Source organism: Methylobacterium sp. E-005 (assembly GCF_022829725.1).
Classification (GTDB): domain Bacteria; phylum Pseudomonadota; class Alphaproteobacteria; order Rhizobiales; family Beijerinckiaceae; genus Methylobacterium.
Genome location: NZ_JAKSYG010000116.1, coordinates 1 through 21,778 on the forward strand (window position 1 = coordinate 1; position 21,778 = coordinate 21,778).

Here is a 21,778-nt window from a genome sequence, read left to right on the forward strand (position 1 = left end):
ATCGCGTAGGAGGCGGCGTGATCCGGTGCCGTCACCACCTGCGCGTCGATCTTCAGGCGGGCGAGCTGGTCGCGCACGGCTTTCTCGTTGGTGGTGCCGGCGGTGACCACCACGGTCTTGCCGCCGAGGTCGCGGTAGGACGCGATGCCCGAGCCCCGCTTCACCAGGAGCTGCGTCGCGCTGATGTAATCCACCGGCGAGAAGGCCACCTGTTTGCGCCGCTCGGCATTGGCGGTGGTCGAGCCGCATTCGAGGTCGATCCTGCCGGAGGCGACTGCCTCGATACGGGTCTCGGCGGTGACCGGCGCGTAGCGGATCTTCACAGGCCGGCCGATCGCCGCCTGGACGTCGTCGGCGATCTCGCCGCACAGGTCGAGGGCGTAGCCGATCGCCCTCGGGCTGCCGTCCGGATTCTTGCCCTCCACGAAGGAGAACGGCACCGAACTCGCGCGATAACCGAGCACGATCTCGCCGCGCTCGGCGACGCTCTTGAGCGTGCCGGTCAGCACCTCGATGGCGGAAGCGGGCGTCGTCGCCAGCGCCAGGATTAGAACCGCGACGAGCCGCATCGTCATCACCCAGCCTCCGAGGTGCACCACACAAGCCACGCCGCACGCGAGAGCGCCCGGAGCCGGGATTCTCCGACCCACCCCCTGATCCTGAGGTGCCGGAGTGCAACGGAGGCCTCGAAGGAGCCCTCCGGTCAGCACTGCGGTCCCTGGGGCGCTCCTTCGAGGCCCGCTCCGCGGTCACCTCAGGATGCGGGAATGGGTGGGATGGCCGTTCTGCGACGCCCATCAGGGGACGCCGATCCGCGAAACCGGCTTCGACGATCTCGCCGCTACTCCGCCGGCGACACCACGGTCCCCACATGATCCAGCCGCTGGTCGGTGGCGGTGAGCTGCCCCTCCCACTTGGCCACCGCCACCGTGGCGACGCTGTTGCCCAGCACGTTGGTGGCCGAGCGGCCCATGTCGAGGAACTGGTCGATGCCGATGATCAGCAGCAGCCCCGCCTCCGGGATGTTGAACTGCGTCAGCGTCGCCGAGATGACCACCAGCGAGGCGCGCGGCACGCCCGCCATGCCCTTCGAGGTCACCATCAGCAGGAACAGCATGGTGAGCTGCTGACCCCAGGTCAGCGGGATGTTGTAGGCCTGGGCGATGAACATCACCGCGAAGGTGCAGTACATCATCGAGCCGTCGAGGTTGAACGAATAGCCCATCGGCAGCACGAACGAGGTGATGCGGTTGGGTACGCCGAACTGTTCGAGGTTCGTCAGCATCTTCGGATAGGCCGCCTCGCTCGACGCGGTCGAGAAGGCGAGCACGAAGGGCTCCTTGATCAGGTTGATGAGCCGCACGATGCCGCCGCCCCCGAGCAGCAGGAAGCCGACGCCCATCAGCAGCGCCCAGAGCACCGCGAGCCCGATGTAGAACTCGATCAGGAACTTGCCGTAGGTGATCAGCACGCCGATGCCCTGCGTGGTGATCGTCGCGGCGATCGCGGCGAAGACCGCCACGGGGGCGAACATCATGACGTAGCCCGTCACCTTCAGCATGACGTCGGCCACGCCCTCGATGCCCTTGGCCAGGAAGTGCCCCTTCTCGCCGAGCGCAGCGAGCGCCACGCCGAAGAAGATCGAGAACACCACGATCTGCAGGATCTCGTTGTTGGCCATCGCCTCCACGGCGCTCTTGGGCACGAGGTGGGTGACGAACTCCTTGAGCGAGAGCGAGGCGGTCTTGAGCCCCGTGCCGGCACCGACATCGGGCAGCGGCAGGTTCAGGTTCATCCCCGGCTGCATGAGATTCACCAGGATCAGCCCCAGCATCAGCGAGCAGAACGAGGCGCCGACGAACCAGAGCAGCGCCTTGCCGCCGACCCGGCCCACCGCGGCCGTGTCCCCGAGATGCGCGATGCCCACCACCAGGGTCGAGAATACCAGCGGGGCGATGATCATCTTGATGAGGCGCAGGAACACGTCGGAAATCAGCGCAATGTAACCGGCGATCTCCTTCGCCGTTTGCGGATCGGGCCACGTGATGCTGCAGGCATAGCCCACCGCGATCCCCAGGAGCATGCCGACGAAGATCATCGTCGTGAGTCGTGAACCTGTCATCGGACGGCTCCTGCCTGGGCTCGGGATGAGCAAGCATTACAGTTCGTTAACGTGAAGCACGAACTGCGCCATGCGCAAGCCCTGAGTGGCGCCGTTACTGGTATCTTCGACTGTTTTCGCGCGACGCTTGCGCGGGGATGAAACCGGTGGCCGGCATGCTACGGCTGCGGTACGGGTCTTGCCCTGCCAAGCTGCCTGCTGTCTCAGTAGGCAGCCTCGAACCTACGGCGCGCGAGAGTACATGGACGTCTTCGTACAGCAGCTCATCAACGGGCTGACGCTCGGCTCGATCTACGGCCTGATCGCGATCGGCTACACGATGGTGTTCGGCATCATCGGCATGGTGAACTTCGCCCATGGCGACGTCTTCATGGTCTCCTGCTTCATCGCGCTGATCACCTTCCTGCTGCTGACGGTCTGGCTCGGAATCAGCTCGATCGCGCTGGCCTTCCTGGTGGTGCTGGTGGTCGCCATGGTGCTCACGGCCCTGTGGGGCTGGGCGATCGAGCGCGTCGCCTACCGGCCCCTGCGCGGCTCGTTCCGGCTGGCGCCTTTGATCTCGGCGATCGGCGTCTCGATCTTCCTGTCGAACTTCGTGCAGGTCGTGCAGGGCGCGCGCAACAAGCCGACCCCGCCGATGTTCTCAGGCGGCATCACCCTGTTCGAGCGCGACGGCTACGCGGTGTTCCTGGCTTGGAAGCAGGTGCTGATCATGGCGGTGACCGCCGTGCTGCTCACTGGCTTCTGGTATCTCGTGCAGCGCACGCCCTTCGGCCGCGCCCAGCGCGCCTGCGAGCAGGACCGCAAGATGGCCGCCCTCCTCGGGATCGACGTCGATCGGACGATCTCGCTGACCTTCGTGCTCGGCGCCGCCCTGGCGGCGGTCGCGGGCGTCCTCTACCTGATGTATTACGGCGTAGTGTCGTTCTCGGACGGGTTCGTGCCCGGCGTGAAGGCGTTCACCGCGGCGGTGCTCGGCGGCATCGGCTCCCTGCCGGGCGCAGTGCTGGGCGGCCTGATCATCGGGCTGATCGAGACCTTCTGGTCCGCCTACTTCTCGATCGAGTACAAGGACGTCGCCGCCTTCTCGATCCTGGCGATCGTGCTGATCTTCATGCCTTCGGGCATCCTGGGGCGGCCCGAGGTCGAGAAAGTCTGATGGCCGCCCCGCAGACTGCCCTCCCCGGCTCCGCGATGGCCGGCATCCTGCGCGACGCCGCCCTCTACGCCCTCGTCACCTTCGGCCTGTGCGTGCCGCTCATCGCCTATCGCACCGATCCCGGCCCGGGCACCGAGCTGGTGCTCGTGCCGCGCTGGGGTCTGGTGGCGGCGCTCTGCGCGGCGATCTTCGTCGCCCGGATCGTGCAAAGGCTGGTGCTGCTGCGCCGGGACGCGCGCCGGGCGCTGACCCCCTCCCCGGCCCAGGCCACAGAGGCGGTCCACGGCGAGCCGGATGCCGGGCAGAAGACCTCGAAGGTCGGGCTCTACGCGTTCATCGCCATCGCGTTGACGCTGCCGATCCTCGCGGCGCTCGCCACCGGCGGCCTGTCCTCGGCGCGCTACTGGATCGACCTCGGCATCCTGATCCTGACCTACGTGATGCTTGGCTGGGGCCTGAACATCGTGGTCGGGCTCGCGGGGCTGCTCGACCTCGGCTACGTCGCCTTCTATGCGGTCGGAGCCTATTCCTACGCGCTGCTCTCGACCACCTTCGGCCTGTCCTTCTGGGTCTGCCTGCCGCTCGCCGGGCTGTTCGCCGGCCTGTGGGGGATGATCCTGGGCTTCCCCGTCCTGCGCCTGCGCGGCGACTACCTCGCCATCGTGACGCTCGCCTTCGGCGAGATCATCCGCCTCGTGCTGATCAACTGGACCGACGTGACCGGGGGCGGCGCGGGCATCTCGTCGATCCCGCGCGCGACCTTCTTCGGGATCCCGTTCACGGCGGGCGACGACGGGTTCGCCGCGACCTTCGGCATCCCGTACGATTCGATGCACCGGCTGGTGTTTCTCTACTACCTGATCCTGGCGCTCGCCCTGATCACCAACTTCGTCACCCTGCGCCTGCGCCGCCTGCCGATCGGACGGGCCTGGGAGGCCCTGCGCGAGGACGAGATCGCCTGCCGCTCGCTCGGCATCAACACGACGGCGGTGAAGCTCACCGCCTTCGCCCTGGGCGCGGCCTTCGGCGGCTTCGCGGGCTCGTTCTTCGCGGTGCGCCAGGGCTTCATCAGCCCGGAGAGCTTCAACTTTCTGGAGAGCGCCATCATCCTGGCGATCGTGGTGCTCGGCGGCATGGGCAGCCAGGTCGGCGTCGCGATCGCCGCGGTGGCGATGGTCGGCGGGCCGGAGATGCTGCGCAACCTCGGCTTCCTCAAGGCCGTGTTCGGCGAGGGCTTCGACCCCAACGAGTACCGCCTGCTCCTGTTCGGCCTCGCCATGGTCGCCATGATGGTCTGGCGGCCCCGCGGGCTGATCTCGGTGCGGCTGCCCTCGGTCTCGCTCGGCGAGCGCCGCGCCGTCTCGGGCGCCCATGTCAGCGAGGGGCACGGCTGATGGCGACGCATCCGGATCTCCGGGCGGCGGCCGCGACCCCGCCGGTGCTCACCGTCGAGCATCTCACCATGCGGTTCGGCGGGCTGGTGGCCGTCTCCGACCTGTCCTTCGAGGCGAAGCGCGGCGACATCACCGCGCTGATCGGCCCGAACGGGGCCGGCAAGACCACCGTGTTCAACTGCATCACCGGCTTCTACAAGCCGACCGAGGGCATGCTGACCCTGGCGCACGCGGACGGCACCACGCACCTCCTGGAGCGGCTGCCGAACCACGAGGTGAACCGCACCGCCCGGGTGGCGCGCACCTTCCAGAACATCCGCCTGTTCCAGGGCATGACGGTGCTGGAGAATCTTCTGGTCGCCCAGCACAAGCCGCTGATGCGCGCCTCCGGCTATACGATCCTCGGGCTCCTCGGCCTGAAGGGTTTCCGGGACGCGCAGGACGCCGCGATCGAGCGCGCCAAGGCGTGGCTGACGCGGATCGACCTGATGGAGCGGGCGGACGATCCGGCCGGTGCCCTGCCGTACGGCGCGCAACGGCGTCTGGAGATCGCCCGGGCCATGTGCACCGATCCAGTTCTGCTCTGCCTCGATGAGCCGGCGGCGGGCCTCAACCCCCGGGAATCGGCGGAGCTGAACGGGCTCCTGCGCCACATCCGCGACGCGCACGACACCTCGGTCCTGCTGATCGAGCACGACATGTCGGTGGTGATGGAGATCTCCGACCACGTGGTGGTGCTCGATTACGGCCAGAAGATCGCCGACGGCACCCCCGCCGAGGTCCGCAGCGATCCGAAGGTGATCGCCGCCTATCTCGGCGTCGAGGACGAGGAGGTGGAGGCCGTGGAGGCCGAGGTCGGGATCAGCGTGCCGCACGGCGACGGCGCCCATACGGGAGCCCCGGCATGAGCGTCGCCGGCATCAACGTTCTGGTCGAGGAGACCCGGGCGATCCAGGCGGGCCAGAAGCCGCCGCTCCTCGCGGTGCGCGACGTCTCGACCTATTACGGCAGCGTCGCCGCGCTCCGGGGCGTCGATCTGGACGTGGCCGAGGGCGAGATCGTCACGCTGATCGGTGCCAACGGCGCCGGCAAGTCGACCCTGATGATGACGATCTTCGGCAGCCCGCAGGCGCGCTCGGGGACGATCACCTATGACGGGCGCGACATCACCCGGATGCTGACCCACGCCATCGCCCGGCTCGGCATCGCCCAGTCGCCGGAGGGCCGGCGGGTCTTCCCGCGCATGAGCGTCTACGAGAACCTCCAGATGGGCGCGGCGCTCCATGACGGGCGCTTCTTCGCCGAGGATCTGGAAAAGGTCTGCGTCCTGTTCCCCCGGGTGAAGGAGCGCCTGAACCAGCGCGCCGGCACCATGTCGGGGGGCGAGCAGCAGATGCTGGCGATCGCCCGGGCGCTGATGAGCCGCCCGCGCCTGCTGCTCCTCGACGAGCCGTCCCTCGGCCTCGCGCCGCTGGTCGTGAAGGGCATCTTCGACGCGATCCGGGAGCTGAACCGGACCGACGGCATGACGATCTTCCTCGTCGAGCAGAACGCCTACCACGCCCTGAAGCTCGCCCACCGGGGCTACGTGCTGGTCAACGGCCGGGTCACGATGAGCGGCACGGGCCGTGCGCTCCTGGACGATCCGAACGTCCAGGCCGCCTATCTGGAGGGGGGCCATGCCGGCCCGGTCGGGGCATGAGCATGCTGCAGGGCGTCGTGTTCGAGGAGGAATCGGCGTGGCTGTTCCTGCTCGTCACCGTGGTGATGGGTGGCTGGGCCGGCTGGATGGCCGCGCGCGGCATCGCCCGGGGCTGGCGGCCGTTCTGGCAATGCGCTTTGGCGCTGCTCCTCGTGGCGGCCGCCGTGCGCTTCATCCACTATGCCCTGTTTTCGGGCACGCTGCTGTCGCTGCACTACTATGCGGTCGACGCGCTCGTGGTCATGATCATCGGCGCGGCGGGCTTCCGCTACACGCGGACGCGCCAGATGACGAGCCAGTACCGCTGGCTCTACGAGAAGACCTCTCCGCTGACGTGGCGCGAACGGGCGCCGGAGGCGGGCGGGGTCCGATGAGTGCGGCCGGATCCGCACGTGCGGTCCTGACGATAAGGGGAAGTACGCGATGAGATCGATTCTGCTGGCCGGGCTCGCCCTCGGCGCCATGATGGCCGGGGCGCAGGCCGCCGACGTCAAGCTCGGCATCGCCGCGCCGATCACCGGCAACAGCGCCGCCATCGGCGCGCAGCTCAAGAACGGTGCGAGCCAGGCGGTCGAGGACCTCAACAAGGCCGGCACGCTCAAGGGCACGACGCTCTCGGTCACGGTCGGCGACGACGCCTCCGATCCGAAGCAGGGCGTCTCGGTGGCCAACAAGTTCGCCAGCGACGGCGTGAAGATGGTGGTCGGCGACTACAACTCGGGCGTTTCGATCCCGGCCTCCGACGTCTATCTCGACGCCGGCATCATCCAGGTCACCCCCGCCTCGACGAACGTGAAGTTCACCGAGCGCGGCATGTGGAACACCTTCCGCACCTGCGGCCGCGACGACCAGCAGGGCGCGGTGGCCGGCACCTACCTCGCCGATCACTTCAAGGGGAAGAAGATCGCCTTCGTCCACGACAAGACCCCCTACGGCAAGGGTCTGGCCGACGAGACCCTGAAGGCCCTCAAGGCCAAGGGCGGCAAGGACGTGATGTACGAGGGCATCAACCCGGGCGAGAAGGACTATTCGGCCCTCGTCTCCAAGCTGAAGTCGGCCAATGTCGACGTGGTCTATTTCGGCGGCTACTACACCGAGGCCGGCCTGATCCTGCGCCAGATGCGCGACCAGGGCCTGAAGGCGCCGATGATGGGCGGTGACGGCATGGTCGACCGCGAACTCGTGGCGATCGCCGGCCCGGCCGCCGAGGGCACGCTGACCACCTTCCCGCCGGACGCCCGCAAGAACCCGAACGCCAAAGCGGCGCTCGCCGCCTTCAAGGCGAAAAACATCGATCCCGAGGGCTACACCCTCTACTCCTACGCGGCCGTTCAGGTGCTGGCGAAGGCCATGGCTGAGACCGGCTCCAGCGACGGCAAGAAGCTCGCGGACTGGCTGCACCAGGGCAAGGCGGTGGACACCGTGGTCGGCCCGATCGCCTACGACAAGAAGGGCGACATCACCCGACCGGATTACGTGATGTACGAGTGGAAGAAGGGCGCCGACGGCAAGATCGACTACACCGGCAACGAGCTGACGAAGTAAAACGCGGGCGTTCTGCTGTCCCGTCACACCGTCCGACGCCGCTCCGCATCACGCCGTGGGGCGGCGTCGTCGTTTGAGACGCGGTGAATTCGTCAGCTTTGATGGCGGATACGCCCCCAAGACCCCGTGCGCACGCCTAAGAAGTGTGCATGATGCCGCCGGCGCGAGCGGCGAGCCGGCTCGACGTCACGGAGGAGGCCATGCGGGGGACAGGGAGCGCGTCTTCGGACGAGGTCACAAGCTTGGCCGCGCCCTGTCGGTATTTGGCCGCGTTTGCGCGCGGCGCCTCGACCCGCCTCCCGGCACCATCATTGCAAAGGCATCGCCCGAGCGGGCGGGCCCGCAGGTCCAGCCGCCAGCCGACACCGTTCGGCCCGATCCAGGAGTTCCGTACCGATGCAGTCTGATATCGCTCGCCGCGGCGTTGCCGCGGCGCTGGGTCTGACCCTCGCCCTCGCCCCCTTGAGTCTGCGGGCGCAGGAGATGACCGGCACCCTCAAGAAGGTCAAGGATTCCAACGCCATCGTCATCAGCTACCGGGACGCGTCCGTGCCGTTCTCGTATCTCGGCGGCGACCAGAAGCCGGTCGGTTACGCGATGGACATCTGCTACAAGATCGCCGACGCCGTGAAGGCCAAGCTCAACCTCCCGAACCTTGAGGTGAAGCTGAACCCGGTCACCTCCGCCACCCGCATCCCGTTGATGGCCAACGGCACGATCGACCTCGAGTGCGGCTCGACCACCAACAACGCCGAGCGCGAGAAGCAGGTGTGGTTCACCAACTCGCACTTCCTGACCGCGACCCGCTACGTCTCGAAGAAGTCCGCCAACCTGCACACGATCGAGGACCTGAAGGGTAAGACCGTCGTGTCGACCTCGGGCACCACGAACATCAAGCAGATCAACGAGGCCAACACGGAGCGCAAGCTCGGCCTGACGATCCTGCCGGCCAAGGACCACGCCGAGGCGTTCCTGATGGTCGAGACCGGCCGCGCCGCCGCCTTCGTGATGGACGACGTGCTGCTCGCCTCGCTCGCCGCCTCGTCGAAGGACCCCTCGGCCTACGAGATCTCCACCGAGGCCCTGTCGAAGCCCGAGCCCTACGGCATCATGCTGCGCAAGGACGACACGGAGTTCAAGAAGGTTGCGGACGACGCCACCGCCAAGCTCTACACGAGCCCCGAGGGCAAGGCGCTCTACGACAAGTGGTTCACGCAGCCGATCCCGCCGCGCAACATCAACCTCAACCTGCCGATGAGCGCGGAGATGAAGAAGCAGTTCACCACCCCGATCGCCAGCCCTGATCCGGCGGCCTACTGAGATCGGCACGCCAACGGCGACGACGCGCACCGTGGGCTCCGGCTCACGGTGCGTCTCTATAGGTTCACGGTAGAAGCAGCGCGATGAACTACAACTGGAACTGGCGGATCTTCTTCGATGCCTCGCCCGAGGGCAACGGCACGTATCTCGACATGCTGCTGTCGGGGCTCCTGTGGACGATCGCCACCGCGCTCTGCTCGTGGATCATCGCGTTCTTCCTAGGCTCGCTGATCGGCGTGCTGCGCACCCTGCCGTCGAAGCCGGCGAATGCGATCGGCACGGCCTATGTCGAACTGTTCCGCAACGTGCCGCTGCTGGTGCAGATGTTCCTCTGGTACTTCGTGCTGCCGGAGATCGTGCCGACCCGGCTCGGCGACGCGATCAAGCAATTGCCCGACGCGCCGTTCTATACGGCGGTGGTGTGCCTGGGCTTCTTCACCGCCTCGCGCGTGGCCGAGCAGGTCCGCGCCGGCATCCAGGCGCTGCCCCGGGGCCAGCGCATGGCCGGCACCGCGATGGGCTTCACCACCTACCAGACCTACCGCTACGTGCTGCTGCCGAACGCCTACCGGATCATCCTGCCGCCGATGACTTCGGAATTCCTCAACAACCTGAAGAACACGTCCGTGGCGCTGACCATCGGACTCTTGGAGCTGACCGCCCGGGCGCGCTCGATGCAGGAATTCTCCTTCCAGGTGTTCGAGGCCTTCACGGCTGCGACGGTGCTGTACGTGGTCATCAACCTCGTGGTCGTCACGGCGGCGACCTTCCTGGAGAAGGCGGTCGCCATCCCCGGCCAGCGCTGAGGACAGCCCGCCCCCGCTTCCCCGCCCGACGGCCACCGCGAACAGGCGCCGATGCTCTCGAACTTCGACTTCTCCGTCATCGTCCAGTCTCTGCCCTACCTGTTCGGGCAGGGCATGGTCTTCACCGTGACGCTCACCGCCATGGCGGCCGTGGGCGGCGTGATCATCGGCACGCTCTTGGCCATGGCGCGGCTTTCGGGCGTGCCCGGCCTCACCCAGTTCGCAAAGGGCTATGTCGAGCTGTGCCGCTCGCTGCCGTTGGTTCTGGTGATCTTCTGGTTCTACTTCCTGATGCCGTATATCGGCGCCTACGTGACCGGCTCTTCGACACCGATCCAGGTCGGCGCCTTCCCGTCGGCGCTGATCACCTTCATGGCCTTCGAGGCGGCCTACTTCTCGGAGATCATGCGGGCGGGCATCCAGTCGATCCCCAAGGGGCAGACCGCCGCCGCGCAGGCGTTGGGGATGAATTACTGGCAGACCATGGGCAACGTCGTCCTGCCCCAGGCCTTCCGCAACATGCTGCCGCTGCTGCTGACCCAGACGATCGTTCTGTTCCAGGATACCTCGCTGGTCTACGTGCTCTCGCTGACAGACTTCATGGGCGCCGCCTCGAAGGTGGCCCAGCGCGACGGCCGCCTCGTCGAGATGTATATCTTCGCGGCGATCGTCTACTTTGTGATCTGCTTCTCGGCCTCGTTCCTGGTGCGCCGCCTGCAGCGCCGCGTGGCCATCATCCGCTGACCGACACTGGAGACCGCGTATGACCTCGTCCCCGATGCCGGCCCCGCACGCCGCCGAGCCCGCCGCCGACGCGGCCTATGCGCCGGCGGATGCCGGCCTTCAGCCGGGCCATCTCGTCTCCGGCGTGCCCGCGGCGGCGCCCGGCGAGACGATGATCGCCATCGACAACATCAGCAAATGGTACGGCGACTTCCAGGTGCTGACGAACTGCACCACCAAGGTCGCCAAGGGCGAGGTCGTGGTGGTCTGCGGCCCCTCGGGCTCGGGCAAGTCGACCCTGATCAAGTGCGTCAACGCCCTGGAGCCCTTCCAGAAGGGCCAGATCACGGTGGCGGGCACCAAGGTCGTCGACAAGGGGACCAACCTGCCGAAACTCCGCTCGCGGGTCGGCATGGTGTTCCAGCATTTCGAGCTGTTCCCGCACCTGTCGATCACCGACAACCTGACCATCGCCCAGCGCAAGGTGCTCGGCCGCAGCGCCGATGACGCCAAGAAGCGCGGGCTCGACCTGCTCGCCCGGGTGGGCCTCGGCGCTCACGCCACGAAGTTCCCGGGCCAGCTCTCCGGCGGTCAGCAGCAGCGCGTCGCGATTGCCCGGGCGCTCGCCATGAACCCGGTCGTGATGCTGTTCGACGAGCCGACCTCGGCCCTCGACCCCGAGATGGTCGGCGAGGTGCTCGACGTGATGGTGGAACTCGCCAAGGAGGGCATGACCATGATGGTTGTGACCCACGAGATGGGCTTCGCCCGCAAGGTCGCCGACCGGGTGATCTTCATGGACCGCGGCGAGATCGTCGAGGACGCGAAGAAGGAGGACTTCTTCGGAAGCCCCCGGTCCGAGCGGGCGCAGACCTTCCTGTCGAAGATCCTGCAGCACTAGGCAGGACGGCTAACCCAGGGCCTCCTGCGCCGCCCGGTATTCCCGCCCGTGCCGGCAATAGCCCTCGACGATGCGGATCATCGTAGCGCGCTTCTCGGCATTGAGGGGCGCGAGGATCCGCGCCGGGCGGCCGCCCCAGAGATAGCCGGCCTCCAGGATCTGCCCGGGATCCGTGGTGGCGCCGGCGGCCAGCATCACGTCGTCGGCGATCAGGGTGCCGGGCGCGATCGCGGCGCCGATCCCGATGAGCGCCCGGGCACCGATCCGGCAATCGGCGATCCGCACGTTGTGGGCGATCGTCGTGTCACGCCCGATCACCACGCCCTCCCCGCGGGTGCGGATGACGGTGTTGTCCTGGATGTTGGTGTCGGCGCCGATCACGATTGGCCCGGCCTCGGCATTGAGGTCGCAGCAGAACAGCACGCTCGACCCCGCACCCAGGCTCACACGCCCCCGCAGCGTCGCGGTGCGGGCAACGAACACGCTGGCCTCGACCTCCGGTGAATCTCCGGCGGGCGGGGTCGGTCCCTCGCCCATCCGCTCGCGCAGCCGCTCGGCACGCTCGGCGACGTCGTCGGGATTGACGGGTTGCTTCGGCCGGGCCGGACTCCCGGCATAGGCGAAGCCGCCGGGCAGCTGCGACCGCGGGAAGACGGTGGAGCCCGCCTCGATCACCGCGCCGTCGCCGATCTCCGCCCCGTCGAGGATCACAACATCGTCCTCGATCACGACATCCGAGCCGACCGTGCAGGCATGCACGACGCTGTTGCGCCCGACGGTCACGCGGTCCCCGACCTGCGTCCCACGCGCCTGGGTGGCGATGTGGACGGTGGAGCGCGGACCGAGCCAGAACCGCTCGCCGAGGATGATGCTCTGTCCATCGGCCCGGATGACGGCGTCGTCGCCGATCCAGGCCTGGTCGCCGATGCGGGCCATGCCGATCACCGTACTGCCGCGCCCGCACCAGACGGGTCGGCTCGCGAAGTCCGGCAGAACGCCGTCGTAGGCCAGGATCAGTTCGGGGGTCACGCGGATATCCTTCTCCACCGCCGGCGAGGGGCTACGCGTCCCGGGGCCGGCGGGGCGCGGCAGACCGTGTCATATAGAGGCACGCGCCGCTGTGACAGGCAGGGGGCTGGCCGGGACCGTCCCCGACCCCTATGGACCGGGGGATGAGCGCGCCCGCCCCAAGCATCGCCATTCAGGCCGAGTCCTTCGACACCGCGGCCGAGATCGCCCGCGTCACCGCCGATCTCGGCGGCCGGGCCGGCGCCGTCGTCACCTTCTCGGGCCTGTGCCGCGACGAGGGCGGCCGCTTGGCGTCCCTGGAACTCGAACATTACCCCGGCATGGCCGAGGCAGAGCTGTCCCGCGTGGCCGCGGAGGCCGCGGCGCGCTGGCCGCTTCAGGCGCTGCGCGTAATCCACCGCTACGGACGCGTGCGCCCGGGCGACGGAATCGTGCTGGTGATCACGGCGTCGAGCCATCGGGTCGCCGCCTTCGAGGCGGCGAGCTTCCTGATGGACTACCTCAAGACGCGAGCGCCCTTCTGGAAACGCGAGCACCTCGCTGACGGCACCATCGGCGCCTGGGTCGAGGCGACCGCGCAGGACGACGCTGCAGCCGACCGCTGGTCCTGACCGGACTTAAACGATCAGCGCGTTGAGCAGCACCGCGAGCGCACCTCCCGCGATGGCGATGCCCATCAGGACTACGCTGCTGAGCTGATCGGCGCCGTCGACCGTGTGGCCGGGGCCCAGGGAACGGACCGGTGTCTCACCGTAATAATCACTCATCCTGTGTCTCCTGTAGGGACCGGCGCCTGGATCGGCCGGGCAGCCGCAACCAACGCGCGAGCGGGCCTCCGGTCCCACGCAAGATGGGGTAGAGCACGGGGTTCCACGCGGAAACGGCCGGGCTTCGTGCGCACATCCCGCGCCGGGCGCACTTGACCCGAGTGGAACCGCAGCGTTCGTGGGGCCGCGGTGCGGGAGCGATGATGTCGGACAGAAAGATTCAGGATCTCGAAGGCCCGGTCGGGCCCTGGCGCGGCGCGGCGCCGCTCGCCGCCTCCGGCATCGCGGTCGTCTGCTTCGCGGCGGCGCTGGCGCTCGCCTGGATGTCGGTGGGCACGCTGCTCCTGATCTTCGCCGGCGTGCTGCTCGGCGTGTTCCTGGACGGGCTGACGCGTGGGATCGGGCATGTCCTGCCTCTCCCCCGGGCCGTGCGGCTGACCATCGCCAGCCTCGCGGTTGCCGCCGTCGCCATCGGATTCGGCAGCTATGGCGGCGCCACGATCGTTCAGCAGGGGCGCGACCTCGGCACCACGATCAAGGATCAGGCCGGGACGGTGACCAACTGGCTCTCCGAGCGCGGCATCGACGTGCCGAGCTTCGCGCCGCAGGGGGGTGGCAAGGACGGCTCGACGGAATCCGGGCAGCGCGAGGGCGGGCTCGGCGGCCTCGCCAACGGGCTCCTGAAGGGCAGCGGTTCGATCGTCTCGGATGCCGGCAGCGTGCTGGGGCCGGCGGCCGCGGTGATCCTGGGGCTGTTCGATGCCCTGGGCAACCTCCTGGTCATCGCCTTCCTGGGGCTCGCCTTCGCGGCCGATCCGCAGGCTTACCGCGATGGCGTCGTCCGGTTCGTGCCACCGCAGAAGCGCTGGCGGGCGTCCCAGGTCCTCGACGGAGCTGGCGAGACCCTGCGGCACTGGCTGTTCGGCCAGTTGATCATCATGGCGGTGATCTTCCTGTGCACCTGGGCGGGATTGGCCTTCCTGGGCATCGGCGGTGCGCTGATCCTCGGCCTCCAGGCGGGTCTGCTCGCCTTCGTGCCGACGGTCGGTCCGCTCGTGGCCGGCCTCGTGATCGTGCTGGCTGCGCTGGCCTCGGGCACCAAGGCGGTGATCGGCGCGGTGGGCGTCTACCTCGCCGTGCAATGCCTGGAGAGCTACGGCCTGACGCCCTTCATCCAGAAGCGCGCCCTCGACATCCCTCCGGCCACGATCTTCGCCGGGCAGCTGATCCTGGGCGTGATCTTCGGCCTCTGGGGCATCGCCCTGGCGCTGCCGCTGATGGCGGTGATCAAGGTCCTCTTGGAACAGCTCTACGTCGAGGACACCCTCCACGAGCAGCCGAGCACGTAGAAGCCCTGCTGGGCTCGGGCGAAGCCAGATCGTCGGGGCTCCGCCCCGACACCCCGCCAAAGGGCGAGGCTCTTTGGGGAGCTGGACTGGAACCCTCAGTTGCGCAAGGCGTCCTCGATCATTCGGGCCACGGCGAGCGCCCGTCCGTCGTCGCCGAAGCGGCCGATCACCTGGACGCCGATCGGCAACCGGTCGCCGGGCACCGGCACGTTCACGCAGGGCACGCCCATCAGCGTCCAGAGCTGGTTGAAGCGTGGATCCCCCGTCGAAGCCAGCGTCACGGGGGCCGGCCCTGGGGCCGAGAAGGTCAGGATCGCGTCGTAGCCGGCGAACAGGTCCTTCAGCACCCGCCGGGCCCGGTGGGCGTGGCGGCGGGCATCGTCATACGCGGCCGGTGCGATCGCCGCGCCTGCATCGAGATGCGCCCGGACGAGGGGCGGCAGCGATCCGGCCTGCGTATCGTACTCCCAGGCGAGCGCCAGCCGGCCCTCGTAATTCTGGATGATTCGGTGACGCTCCCAGGCCTCGGCCAGCTCCGGTGGAAGCATCAGGTCGGTCAGCCGCGCGCCGGCGCGCTCAGCCGCCTGCCGGGCGCGCGCCAGGGCGGCTTCGGCCTCCGGCTCGGGCGCCTCGGCGAATTCCTGCCGGACGAGGCCGATGCGCGGCGCGGATCCCGTCTCAGCCCCCTCGATCTGCGGCCGGCCCGTCACCAGCGCCAGGGCATGCGCAACGTCCGCGACCCCGGCGGCGAACAGGCCGACTGTGTCGAGCGCCCAGGAATACGTCTTCACCCCCACGGTCGGGATCAACCGGAACGACGGTTTCACCGCCGCGCAGCCGCAATAGCTTGCGGGCCGGATCACCGAGCCGGCCGTCTGCGTGCCGAGCGCCAGCGGCAGCATTCCGGCGCCGACCGCCGCGGCCGATCCCGCCGAGGAGCCCCCGGGCGTATGGCCCGGATCGTGCGGATTGACCGTCGCGGTCGGATCGCTGCTGGCGAAAGCCGTGGTTGTGGTCTTGGCGAGTGCCACCGCCCCGAGGCTCTTCAGCCGCGCCACCACGGCGGCATCCCCCCGCGGGTGCCAGCCCTGGTAGATCGACGAGCCCATCTGTGTCGGCAGGCCTGCGCTGTCGATGATGTCCTTCACGCCCACCGCGATCCCGGCGAGCGGCCCCGTCTCCAGGATCGCGGGCGCCCCGTCGAGGGTGACGAACGCGTGCAACTCCGGCTCTCGGTCGGCGATCGCCGCCCGACAGAGATCGATCGCGCCCGTGGGCGTCAGGGTGCCGGCGTCGATGCGGGCGCGGAGGTCGAGGAGCGAAAGCATTTTGTATTCAGTGCTCCGGAGGGGGCCTCTGTCAACAGAGCCACAGGGCGCGGCATTCGGGAAACGGCGTTGACGAACGCTTTACGGGACCGTGCGCATCGTCCGGGTCATGTGGCGTGGCGTATCCCTTCTATCGGCTCTGGCGCTGTTCGGCGCGGGGCTCACCGCGTGCTCGATCAACCATTTCGAGCGACGCGATCCGTGGCGCGATCAGGCGGAGCAGGTCTGCCTGGCCAAGAAGCTGGTGGAGCCCACCGAGTTCATCACGCCGGTGGCCGCGATGGATGGCCCCGGCCCCTGCGGCATGCAGCAGCCGTTCCGGGTGACGCGGCTCGGCGGCGGCTCCGTCGTGCTCAAGCAGCGGATGACGCTCGGCTGCCCGGCCCTGGCCGAGGCCGAGGCGTGGCTCGCGGACACGATCCAGCCCGCCGCCAATCTCTATTTCGGTGTGCCCGTGGCGGAGATCAACGCGGGCTCCTATTCCTGCCGCGGCCGCAACAATCAGCCGGGCGCCAAGCTCTCCGAGCACGGTTTTGGCAACGCGGTCGACCTGATGTCGGTGAAGCTCGCCGATGGGCACGTCATCACCGTGAAGGGCGGCTGGCGCGGCACCGAGGCCGAGCAGGGTTTTCTGCGCGAGATCTTTCTGGGCGCCTGCCAGCGCTTCACCACGGTGCTGGCGCCGGGCTCCAACGTGTTCCACTACGACCATATCCACGTGGACCTCGCCCGCCATGACCCGCGCGGTTTGCGGCGGATCTGCCAGCCGCTGATCAAGTTCACGCCGCAACTCGGCACTGGCGTCGAGCGGCCCCTGTCCCGCCCTGTCCCGCCGCCGCGCCAGCCCGCCGCCCCGCAGGCCCCGGTGGATATCGAGGAGGATGACCCCTACGGCGTCTCGCCGATGTCGAAGGCGGCAAGCCCGACGCAGGTGGCCCGCGCCCCGGCGCGCCCTGCCGCGGCCACGGCCTACACGTCGGCGCCCCCGGTCCGACCCGCGCCGCATGTCGCGACCGCCCTCCCCGAGGAGGCGGAGCAGGCCTACGACGAGCCGCTTCAGCTCGGCGCGCCGGCGCCCAGCACGGGGCCGATCTACTGAGGTGAACACGCCGCGTTCGCGGGTCCATTCTTTGTGCAGGCCCATCGCCCCGGTTCCGGTTTCAGGGTGATGGGCTAGTCGCTCGGTCTCTCCGTGAGACTTATGCCGTGGCGTTACACTCTGGACGACCAGGACGAGAGCTTCGCACGCGCTCTGGTGGCGAGCGGGCGCTACGCGTCGGTCGACGAGGTCCGACGTCATGGCCTTCGCCTTGTCGCCGCGCGCGAGCAGCATCGTCAGGCCGAGCTTGAGGTTTTACAGCGAGATATCCGTGAGGGTCTCGAGAGCGGTGTCGCCGAGCCATTAAATCTGGAGGCCGTCAAAGCCGAAGGCCGCCGCCGGCCGCTTCCCGTGGGCCGTAAGTAGGATCCTCCGGCGCCCGCGTGCGGAGGAGGATCTGCTTCGGATCTGAACCTCCGTCGCGCAGGGTGATCCTGACGCGGCCGACCGGCTGCTCGATCAGATCGGGTCGGGTCGAAGCTCAACCGTCTCGCCCAGCGCCCGCTCATCGGCCGGGACCGCCCCGAAATCACGGATGCAATCCGCTTCCCTTCGGCAACCATGTCCGGTTCTATCGGGTGAGGGACGGCGGCTTCGTACTGGCCCGTGTCCGCAGTCGGTATCCCGACCGGGATGCCGCCGACGTCGTGAGCTGGCCGGCACTCATGCGCTGCCTTCTCCGAGGAGATCGTGACCGGATCCGTGCGGCTTTGTTCAATGTCGCCGAGGCCGCATCGGTGGTGTAGCGGCCGCGCCGCACCATCCGCCAAAACCGCCGACGCACCCCCGCCGGAGCTTGACTGGCGGCGCAGCCGAGCCATCGTCCGGGGATGCAGGACCGTACATCCGCCGAGGCTCGCGCCATGCGTTCGATCCGTCACGGCCTCGCCCTTGGGCTGGCCCTCCTTGCCCTGGCCCAGCCGGCCCTGGCGCGCACGGCGCGCGAGGATATCGAGCCCGCCGAAGAGCGGGAATTCCCGTTCGACGCGCAGATCCCCGGCTGCCAGGACCCCTCGGTGCTGGAGCGGGTCTCGACCAACTTCGCCGAGAAGGAGGCGAAGTTCTGGAATTCATCGATGACGATCCTGTCCTTCGACACGATCGAGCGCACCGCGTGGCGCCCCTGGGGGCTGGATACCTACCCGCGCCGGTTCTGCACCGCGACCGTGACGACCTCGGACGGTGTGCGCCGCAAGGTCGACTATTCGGTCCGCGAGAGCCTCGGCATCATCGGGGCGACCTGGGGCGTCGAGTTCTGCGTCCACGGGCTCGACCGCGACTTGGCCTACGCCTACGCCACCGCCTGCCGGATGGCGCGTCCCTGACCATGCGTGGGCTCGCGGCCTGCCTCGCCGTCCTGCTGCTCGCCGGGCCGGCCGCCGCCCAGGATTACGGCGGCTTCGCCCGCCGCGGCACCCCCGGCGAGTTCGACTTCTACGTGCTGGCCCTGTCGTGGTCGCCGACCTACTGCGCCGGGGCGGGCGAGCGTCGGGACGATGTCCAGTGCGCGCCGGGCCGCGGGCTCGGCTTCGTGGTCCACGGGCTGTGGCCGCAATACAGCCGGGGCTATCCCGAGAACTGCTCCGCGGTGGTGCGCGCCCCGACCCGGCAGGCGATCGCGCTGGCCGGGCAGGTCTATCCGAGCGAGGGGCTGGCCCGCTACGAGTGGCGCAAGCACGGCACCTGCTCGGGCCTCGACCCGGCGGCCTATTTCACCGCCGCCCGGGACGCCCGGCTGGCCGTGACAATCCCCGAGACCCTCAAGGGCGGCGGCCCACCCCAGACGCTCGCGCCGATCGAGATCGCCCGGCAATTCGTTGCGGCCAATCGTGGCCTGCGCCCTGACATGATGGCCGTCACCTGCGCGCGCGGACAGCTGCAGGAGGTCCGGATCTGCTTCGGCAAGGACCTAAAGGGCTTTACCCCCTGCCCCGAGGTCGCCCGCGGCGATTGCCGCGCACCTGAGATCACCGTCGACGCCGCGCGCTGATCTTTTTCGGCTCTGGGCGCTGGACCCGGGCCGCCGGATCCGCTTCAGGGCAACCGTATGAATTATCGGCACGCCTTCCACGCCGGCAACCACGCCGACGTGCTCAAGCACCTCGTCCTGGCGCGGGTGCTCGACCACCTGCGCCTGAAGGACAAGCCGTTCCGGGCGCTCGACGCCTTCGCGGGGCTCGGGGTCTACGACCTCATGGCCGACGAGGCGTCCCGCACCGGCGAGTGGCGGGACGGCTGGGGCCGGATGGAAGCGCCCTTCGCGCCGCCCGTGGAAGCGCTGCTCGCCCCCTACCGGGCCGCGGTGGCGGCGGTCCAGGCGCGCTGTGGTGCGACCGCCTATCCCGGCTCACCCGCGGTGATCCGAGAAGCCCTGCGACCCGGGGACAAGGGCGTGTTCGTCGAGCTGCACCCGGCGGACGCCGCGACTTTGCGGGCGCGCTACGAGCGTGATCCGCGCACGAAGGTCCTGAGTCTCGACGGCTGGACCGCGGTCAACGCCCAGATCCCGCCGCCCGAGCGGCGCGGCCTCGTGCTGATCGACCCGCCCTACGAGGTGCCCGGCGAGATCGATCGGCTCGGCGCCCACCTCGCCCGGGCGGTGGCGAAGTGGCCGACCGGCGTGTTCCTCGCCTGGTACCCGGTCAAGGACTCGGCCGCCCTGGACCGCATGGTTCGGGATCTCGCCACCACGCTGCCCCGCCCGGCACTGCGCCTCGACCTGCTGATCGACCGTCCGGACGATCCGACGCGCCTGACCGGCAGCGGGCTGATCGTCGTCAATCCACCCTGGCGCCTCGCCGAAGAAGCCCTCGTGATTCTCCCGGCCCTCGCTGAACGCTTGGCCCGACAGGACTTCGGAGGATTTCGCTGCGACCCGATCGGCCCCAGCACCTGACTCAGCAGCTTTGGCCGATCAACGGATAGAGGTTTCGTTCCAGCGGCAAGCAGAAGGTGCAGCCCGGAATGTCCTTGTTGCGATAAAGACACATTTGGGAGATGACTGATCGCGCGGATGTGAAAATGCCCAAAAACTATGCAATTGCCATTTGTTTGATTTTGTCCCCCGGACGCGTCGGTGTCAGCTTGACCGTAGGCGAACACCAACGAGCGGCGATTCCATGCTGACGCGATCCACCCTAGCCGGCTTCACCGCTGTCCTGCTGTCCTCGACCAGCATCCTGGCCGCTGACCTTGCGGTCCCAGCGCCGGCGCCCGTCCCGGCCCCGGTGGAGCCCTGCAAGGCGACGCTGCTGGGCCCGACCTATGGCGGCGTGATCAAGGCCAACCCGACCCCGACCTGCTTCGCCGCTGGCCCGCTCGGCGACCTCTATGTCGGCGGCGCCGTCACCGGCTACGGGTACGTCCAGACCAATCCCTTCGCGTCCTTCTCCACGCCCGCTGCGCCGAACGACCGGGACCGGGCCGCACGGTTCGACTTCTCGAACATCCAGGGCATCATCCAGAAGCCCGAGGGTGGGTTCCAGTTCTACATCCAGGCGGGCGGATATTCGATCCCGCAGCTCGGATTCCCGACCCTCGGGACCTTCACGCAGACCGACCTCCTGTTCGGACCGGTCCCGGTCGCCTACGGCAAGATCCAGATCAACGACGAGTGGTCGGTCCAGGGCGGACGGATGTTCACCCTGATCGGCACCGAGCTGCTGTTCACCTACCAGAACCTGAACATCAACCGCGGCCTTCTGTTCGTGCAGGAGAACTTCATCAACCAGGGCGTGCAGGTCAACTACAGCAGCGGTCCGCTCTCGGTGTCGCTCGCCGGGACGGACGGCTTCTTCTCCAACGAGATCACGTGGTTCACCGGCAACGTCGCCTATAAGCTCGACGACTACAACACGATCGGCGTCAACGGCGGCCTGAACCTCGGCCGCACCAACGCCTTCGACCGGAGCCCGCGCTACCAGTTCGCGACGCCCGGCTTCCAGCAGAACAGCGGCATCTTCGACATCAACTACACCTACGCGAACGGTCCGTGGATCATCTCGCCTTACTTCCAGTTCACGAATGTTGAGCGGGATCCGCGCGTGGGCATTAATGCCTCCGCGTCGACCTACGGCGGCGCGCTGCTGGCGGCCTACTCGTTCACCGACAATTTCTCCCTGGCCGGGCGCGTCGAGTACACCGAGCAGAGCGGCACGCGGGGTGGAACGACCCCGAACCTCCTCGGGTTCGGACCCGGCAGCAACGCGTTCTCGGTCACCGTGACGCCGACCTTCACGTTCGACCGCTACTTCTTCCGGGTCGAGTATGCGCATGTCGAACTCGGCAATATCACCCGGGGCAACATCGCAGAGGGGACCCTGGGGACCGGCTTCGGCCGAACGGGCAATCGAACCTCCCAGGACCGCTACATGGTCGAAACCGGCATCACCTTCTGAAAAAACGTCACATCCTGGCCTCTGGGCCGGGCGCGAGAAGCCCCCGTCCGCAAGGCCGGGGGCTTTTTTGTCGATCATTTCCAATCGACCAAATGCGTCAAGTTATATCTCGAACACTTCATGATCGGCGTGATTTT

Annotated in this window: 23 protein-coding genes; 18 read left to right on the plus strand and 5 right to left on the minus strand. The window is 68.3% G+C overall.

The genetic code is table 11. The features are described 5' to 3' along the window. Both MKK88_RS13870 and MKK88_RS13875 read right to left on the minus strand, forming a co-directional pair. A partial coding sequence (locus MKK88_RS13870) for a transporter substrate-binding domain-containing protein (protein WP_244000590.1) occupies positions 1-575 on the minus strand: 575 nt, incomplete at its 3' end. Positions 576-841: 266 nt separating this feature from the next. Then, positions 842-2,122: a dicarboxylate/amino acid:cation symporter gene (locus tag MKK88_RS13875; protein ID WP_244000592.1), complete on the minus strand. Its 1,281-nt coding sequence runs from the start codon at positions 2,120-2,122 to the stop codon at positions 842-844. 241 nt (positions 2,123-2,363) lie between these two features. On the opposite strand from MKK88_RS13875, the gene MKK88_RS13880 reads away from it, so the two are divergent. The 10 genes from MKK88_RS13880 (at position 2,364) to MKK88_RS13925 (ending at position 11,672) form a co-directional block, all read left to right on the plus strand. Continuing rightward, positions 2,364-3,281 (plus strand): ABC transporter permease subunit, encoded by a 918-nt coding sequence (locus MKK88_RS13880; RefSeq protein WP_244000594.1) that lies wholly within the window; start codon positions 2,364-2,366, stop codon positions 3,279-3,281. Continuing rightward, complete coding sequence (gene livM / locus MKK88_RS13885; RefSeq protein WP_244000596.1) at positions 3,281-4,675, plus strand: high-affinity branched-chain amino acid ABC transporter permease LivM; 1,395 nt, start codon at positions 3,281-3,283, stop codon at positions 4,673-4,675. The genes MKK88_RS13880 and livM overlap by 1 nt, the downstream gene beginning before the upstream one ends. After that, the gene (locus MKK88_RS13890; RefSeq protein ID WP_244000598.1) at positions 4,675-5,583 is read left to right on the plus strand and encodes an ABC transporter ATP-binding protein; all 909 of its coding nucleotides are present in this window, start codon (positions 4,675-4,677) and stop codon (positions 5,581-5,583) included. Before livM ends, MKK88_RS13890 begins: the two co-directional genes overlap by 1 nt. Further along, a complete protein-coding gene (locus MKK88_RS13895) occupies positions 5,580-6,377 on the plus strand; it encodes an ABC transporter ATP-binding protein (protein ID WP_244000600.1) in 798 nt (265 codons plus the stop codon). Before MKK88_RS13890 ends, MKK88_RS13895 begins: the two co-directional genes overlap by 4 nt. 5 nt (positions 6,378-6,382) lie before the next feature. Beyond that, the gene (locus tag MKK88_RS13900) at positions 6,383-6,751 is read left to right on the plus strand and encodes a DUF6867 family protein (protein WP_244000673.1); all 369 of its coding nucleotides are present in this window, start codon (positions 6,383-6,385) and stop codon (positions 6,749-6,751) included. A gap of 49 nt (positions 6,752-6,800) precedes the next feature. Then, complete coding sequence (locus tag MKK88_RS13905; RefSeq protein WP_244000601.1) at positions 6,801-7,922, plus strand: branched-chain amino acid ABC transporter substrate-binding protein; 1,122 nt, start codon at positions 6,801-6,803, stop codon at positions 7,920-7,922. 396 nt (positions 7,923-8,318) lie between these two features. After that, positions 8,319-9,242 (plus strand): amino acid ABC transporter substrate-binding protein, encoded by a 924-nt coding sequence (locus tag MKK88_RS13910; protein WP_244000603.1) that lies wholly within the window; start codon positions 8,319-8,321, stop codon positions 9,240-9,242. A gap of 83 nt (positions 9,243-9,325) precedes the next feature. Further along, positions 9,326-10,048, plus strand: coding sequence for an amino acid ABC transporter permease (locus MKK88_RS13915; protein WP_244000605.1), 723 nt, complete (start codon positions 9,326-9,328; stop codon positions 10,046-10,048). Positions 10,049-10,099: 51 nt separating this feature from the next. Then, positions 10,100-10,792: an amino acid ABC transporter permease gene (locus MKK88_RS13920; RefSeq protein WP_244000607.1), complete on the plus strand. Its 693-nt coding sequence runs from the start codon at positions 10,100-10,102 to the stop codon at positions 10,790-10,792. A 151-nt stretch (positions 10,793-10,943) separates the two neighbouring features. Then, positions 10,944-11,672: an amino acid ABC transporter ATP-binding protein gene (locus tag MKK88_RS13925; RefSeq protein WP_244000675.1), complete on the plus strand. Its 729-nt coding sequence runs from the start codon at positions 10,944-10,946 to the stop codon at positions 11,670-11,672. 9 nt (positions 11,673-11,681) lie between these two features. Here the strand turns inward: MKK88_RS13925 and MKK88_RS13930 are convergent, their stop codons facing one another. Further along, entirely contained in the window at positions 11,682-12,701 is a 1,020-nt protein-coding gene (locus MKK88_RS13930) for a gamma carbonic anhydrase family protein (RefSeq protein ID WP_244000609.1), read from the minus strand. 143 nt (positions 12,702-12,844) lie between these two features. Here MKK88_RS13930 and MKK88_RS13935 point away from each other — a divergent pair, with 143 nt between their 5' ends. Further along, a complete protein-coding gene (locus tag MKK88_RS13935) occupies positions 12,845-13,312 on the plus strand; it encodes a molybdenum cofactor biosynthesis protein MoaE (RefSeq protein WP_244000611.1) in 468 nt (155 codons plus the stop codon). Between the two features lie 6 nt (positions 13,313-13,318). Here MKK88_RS13935 and MKK88_RS13940 read toward each other — a convergent pair whose 3' ends face one another. Next, positions 13,319-13,468, minus strand: a complete 150-nt coding sequence (locus MKK88_RS13940) for a hypothetical protein (RefSeq protein WP_244000612.1) — start codon at positions 13,466-13,468, stop codon at positions 13,319-13,321. Between the two features lie 203 nt (positions 13,469-13,671). Here MKK88_RS13940 and MKK88_RS13945 point away from each other — a divergent pair, with 203 nt between their 5' ends. Next, on the plus strand, positions 13,672-14,817 hold the full coding sequence (locus MKK88_RS13945; protein ID WP_244000614.1) for an AI-2E family transporter: 1,146 nt from the start codon (positions 13,672-13,674) through the stop codon (positions 14,815-14,817). Positions 14,818-14,912: 95 nt separating this feature from the next. On the opposite strand, the gene MKK88_RS13950 is transcribed toward MKK88_RS13945, so the two are convergent. Next, on the minus strand, positions 14,913-16,145 hold the full coding sequence (locus MKK88_RS13950) for an amidase (RefSeq protein ID WP_244000615.1): 1,233 nt from the start codon (positions 16,143-16,145) through the stop codon (positions 14,913-14,915). A 109-nt stretch (positions 16,146-16,254) separates the two neighbouring features. Between MKK88_RS13950 and MKK88_RS13955 the strand changes: the two genes are divergently transcribed. The 6 genes from MKK88_RS13955 to MKK88_RS13980 all read left to right on the plus strand — a co-directional run bounded on the left by MKK88_RS13955 (position 16,255) and on the right by MKK88_RS13980 (position 21,641). Continuing rightward, positions 16,255-17,244, plus strand: coding sequence for an extensin family protein (locus MKK88_RS13955; RefSeq protein WP_244000677.1), 990 nt, complete (start codon positions 16,255-16,257; stop codon positions 17,242-17,244). Between the two features lie 102 nt (positions 17,245-17,346). After that, complete coding sequence (locus tag MKK88_RS13960) at positions 17,347-17,610, plus strand: type II toxin-antitoxin system ParD family antitoxin (protein WP_244000617.1); 264 nt, start codon at positions 17,347-17,349, stop codon at positions 17,608-17,610. Positions 17,611-18,107: 497 nt separating this feature from the next. Beyond that, positions 18,108-18,569 (plus strand): hypothetical protein, encoded by a 462-nt coding sequence (locus MKK88_RS13965; protein ID WP_244000619.1) that lies wholly within the window; start codon positions 18,108-18,110, stop codon positions 18,567-18,569. A 2-nt stretch (positions 18,570-18,571) separates the two neighbouring features. After that, positions 18,572-19,234 carry a ribonuclease T2 gene (locus MKK88_RS13970; protein WP_244000620.1) on the plus strand — a complete coding sequence of 221 codons (663 nt, stop codon included), beginning with the start codon at positions 18,572-18,574 and terminating at the stop codon, positions 19,232-19,234. A 57-nt stretch (positions 19,235-19,291) separates the two neighbouring features. After that, the gene (locus MKK88_RS13975; RefSeq protein ID WP_244000623.1) at positions 19,292-20,140 is read left to right on the plus strand and encodes a 23S rRNA (adenine(2030)-N(6))-methyltransferase RlmJ; all 849 of its coding nucleotides are present in this window, start codon (positions 19,292-19,294) and stop codon (positions 20,138-20,140) included. A 223-nt stretch (positions 20,141-20,363) separates the two neighbouring features. Further along, positions 20,364-21,641, plus strand: coding sequence for a porin (locus MKK88_RS13980; RefSeq protein ID WP_244000625.1), 1,278 nt, complete (start codon positions 20,364-20,366; stop codon positions 21,639-21,641). Positions 21,642-21,778: the final 137 nt, after the last annotated feature.

Excerpts from the sequence above, each read along its gene's own strand:
- MKK88_RS13965 (WP_244000619.1), top strand. The coding sequence starts at position 18,108 with ATGCGTTCGATCCGTCACGGCCTCGCCCTTGGGCTGGCCCTCCTTGCC.
- MKK88_RS13915 (WP_244000605.1), top strand. The coding sequence starts at position 9,326 with ATGAACTACAACTGGAACTGGCGGATCTTCTTCGATGCCTCGCCCGAG.
- MKK88_RS13875 (WP_244000592.1), bottom strand. The coding sequence starts at position 2,122 with ATGACAGGTTCACGACTCACGACGATGATCTTCGTCGGCATGCTCCTG.
- MKK88_RS13895 (WP_244000600.1), top strand. The coding sequence starts at position 5,580 with ATGAGCGTCGCCGGCATCAACGTTCTGGTCGAGGAGACCCGGGCGATC.
- MKK88_RS13970 (WP_244000620.1), top strand. The coding sequence starts at position 18,572 with ATGCGTGGGCTCGCGGCCTGCCTCGCCGTCCTGCTGCTCGCCGGGCCG.
- MKK88_RS13925 (WP_244000675.1), top strand. The coding sequence starts at position 10,944 with ATGATCGCCATCGACAACATCAGCAAATGGTACGGCGACTTCCAGGTG.
- MKK88_RS13980 (WP_244000625.1), top strand. The coding sequence starts at position 20,364 with ATGCTGACGCGATCCACCCTAGCCGGCTTCACCGCTGTCCTGCTGTCC.
- MKK88_RS13960 (WP_244000617.1), top strand. The coding sequence starts at position 17,347 with ATGCCGTGGCGTTACACTCTGGACGACCAGGACGAGAGCTTCGCACGC.
- MKK88_RS13945 (WP_244000614.1), top strand. The coding sequence starts at position 13,672 with ATGTCGGACAGAAAGATTCAGGATCTCGAAGGCCCGGTCGGGCCCTGG.
- MKK88_RS13975 (WP_244000623.1), top strand. The coding sequence starts at position 19,292 with ATGAATTATCGGCACGCCTTCCACGCCGGCAACCACGCCGACGTGCTC.
- MKK88_RS13920 (WP_244000607.1), top strand. The coding sequence starts at position 10,100 with ATGCTCTCGAACTTCGACTTCTCCGTCATCGTCCAGTCTCTGCCCTAC.
- MKK88_RS13950 (WP_244000615.1), bottom strand. The coding sequence starts at position 16,145 with ATGCTTTCGCTCCTCGACCTCCGCGCCCGCATCGACGCCGGCACCCTG.
- livM (WP_244000596.1), top strand. The coding sequence starts at position 3,281 with ATGGCCGCCCCGCAGACTGCCCTCCCCGGCTCCGCGATGGCCGGCATC.
- MKK88_RS13940 (WP_244000612.1), bottom strand. The coding sequence starts at position 13,468 with ATGAGTGATTATTACGGTGAGACACCGGTCCGTTCCCTGGGCCCCGGC.
- MKK88_RS13935 (WP_244000611.1), top strand. The coding sequence starts at position 12,845 with ATGAGCGCGCCCGCCCCAAGCATCGCCATTCAGGCCGAGTCCTTCGAC.
- MKK88_RS13905 (WP_244000601.1), top strand. The coding sequence starts at position 6,801 with ATGAGATCGATTCTGCTGGCCGGGCTCGCCCTCGGCGCCATGATGGCC.
- MKK88_RS13890 (WP_244000598.1), top strand. The coding sequence starts at position 4,675 with ATGGCGACGCATCCGGATCTCCGGGCGGCGGCCGCGACCCCGCCGGTG.
- MKK88_RS13955 (WP_244000677.1), top strand. The coding sequence starts at position 16,255 with ATGTGGCGTGGCGTATCCCTTCTATCGGCTCTGGCGCTGTTCGGCGCG.
- MKK88_RS13910 (WP_244000603.1), top strand. The coding sequence starts at position 8,319 with ATGCAGTCTGATATCGCTCGCCGCGGCGTTGCCGCGGCGCTGGGTCTG.
- MKK88_RS13880 (WP_244000594.1), top strand. The coding sequence starts at position 2,364 with ATGGACGTCTTCGTACAGCAGCTCATCAACGGGCTGACGCTCGGCTCG.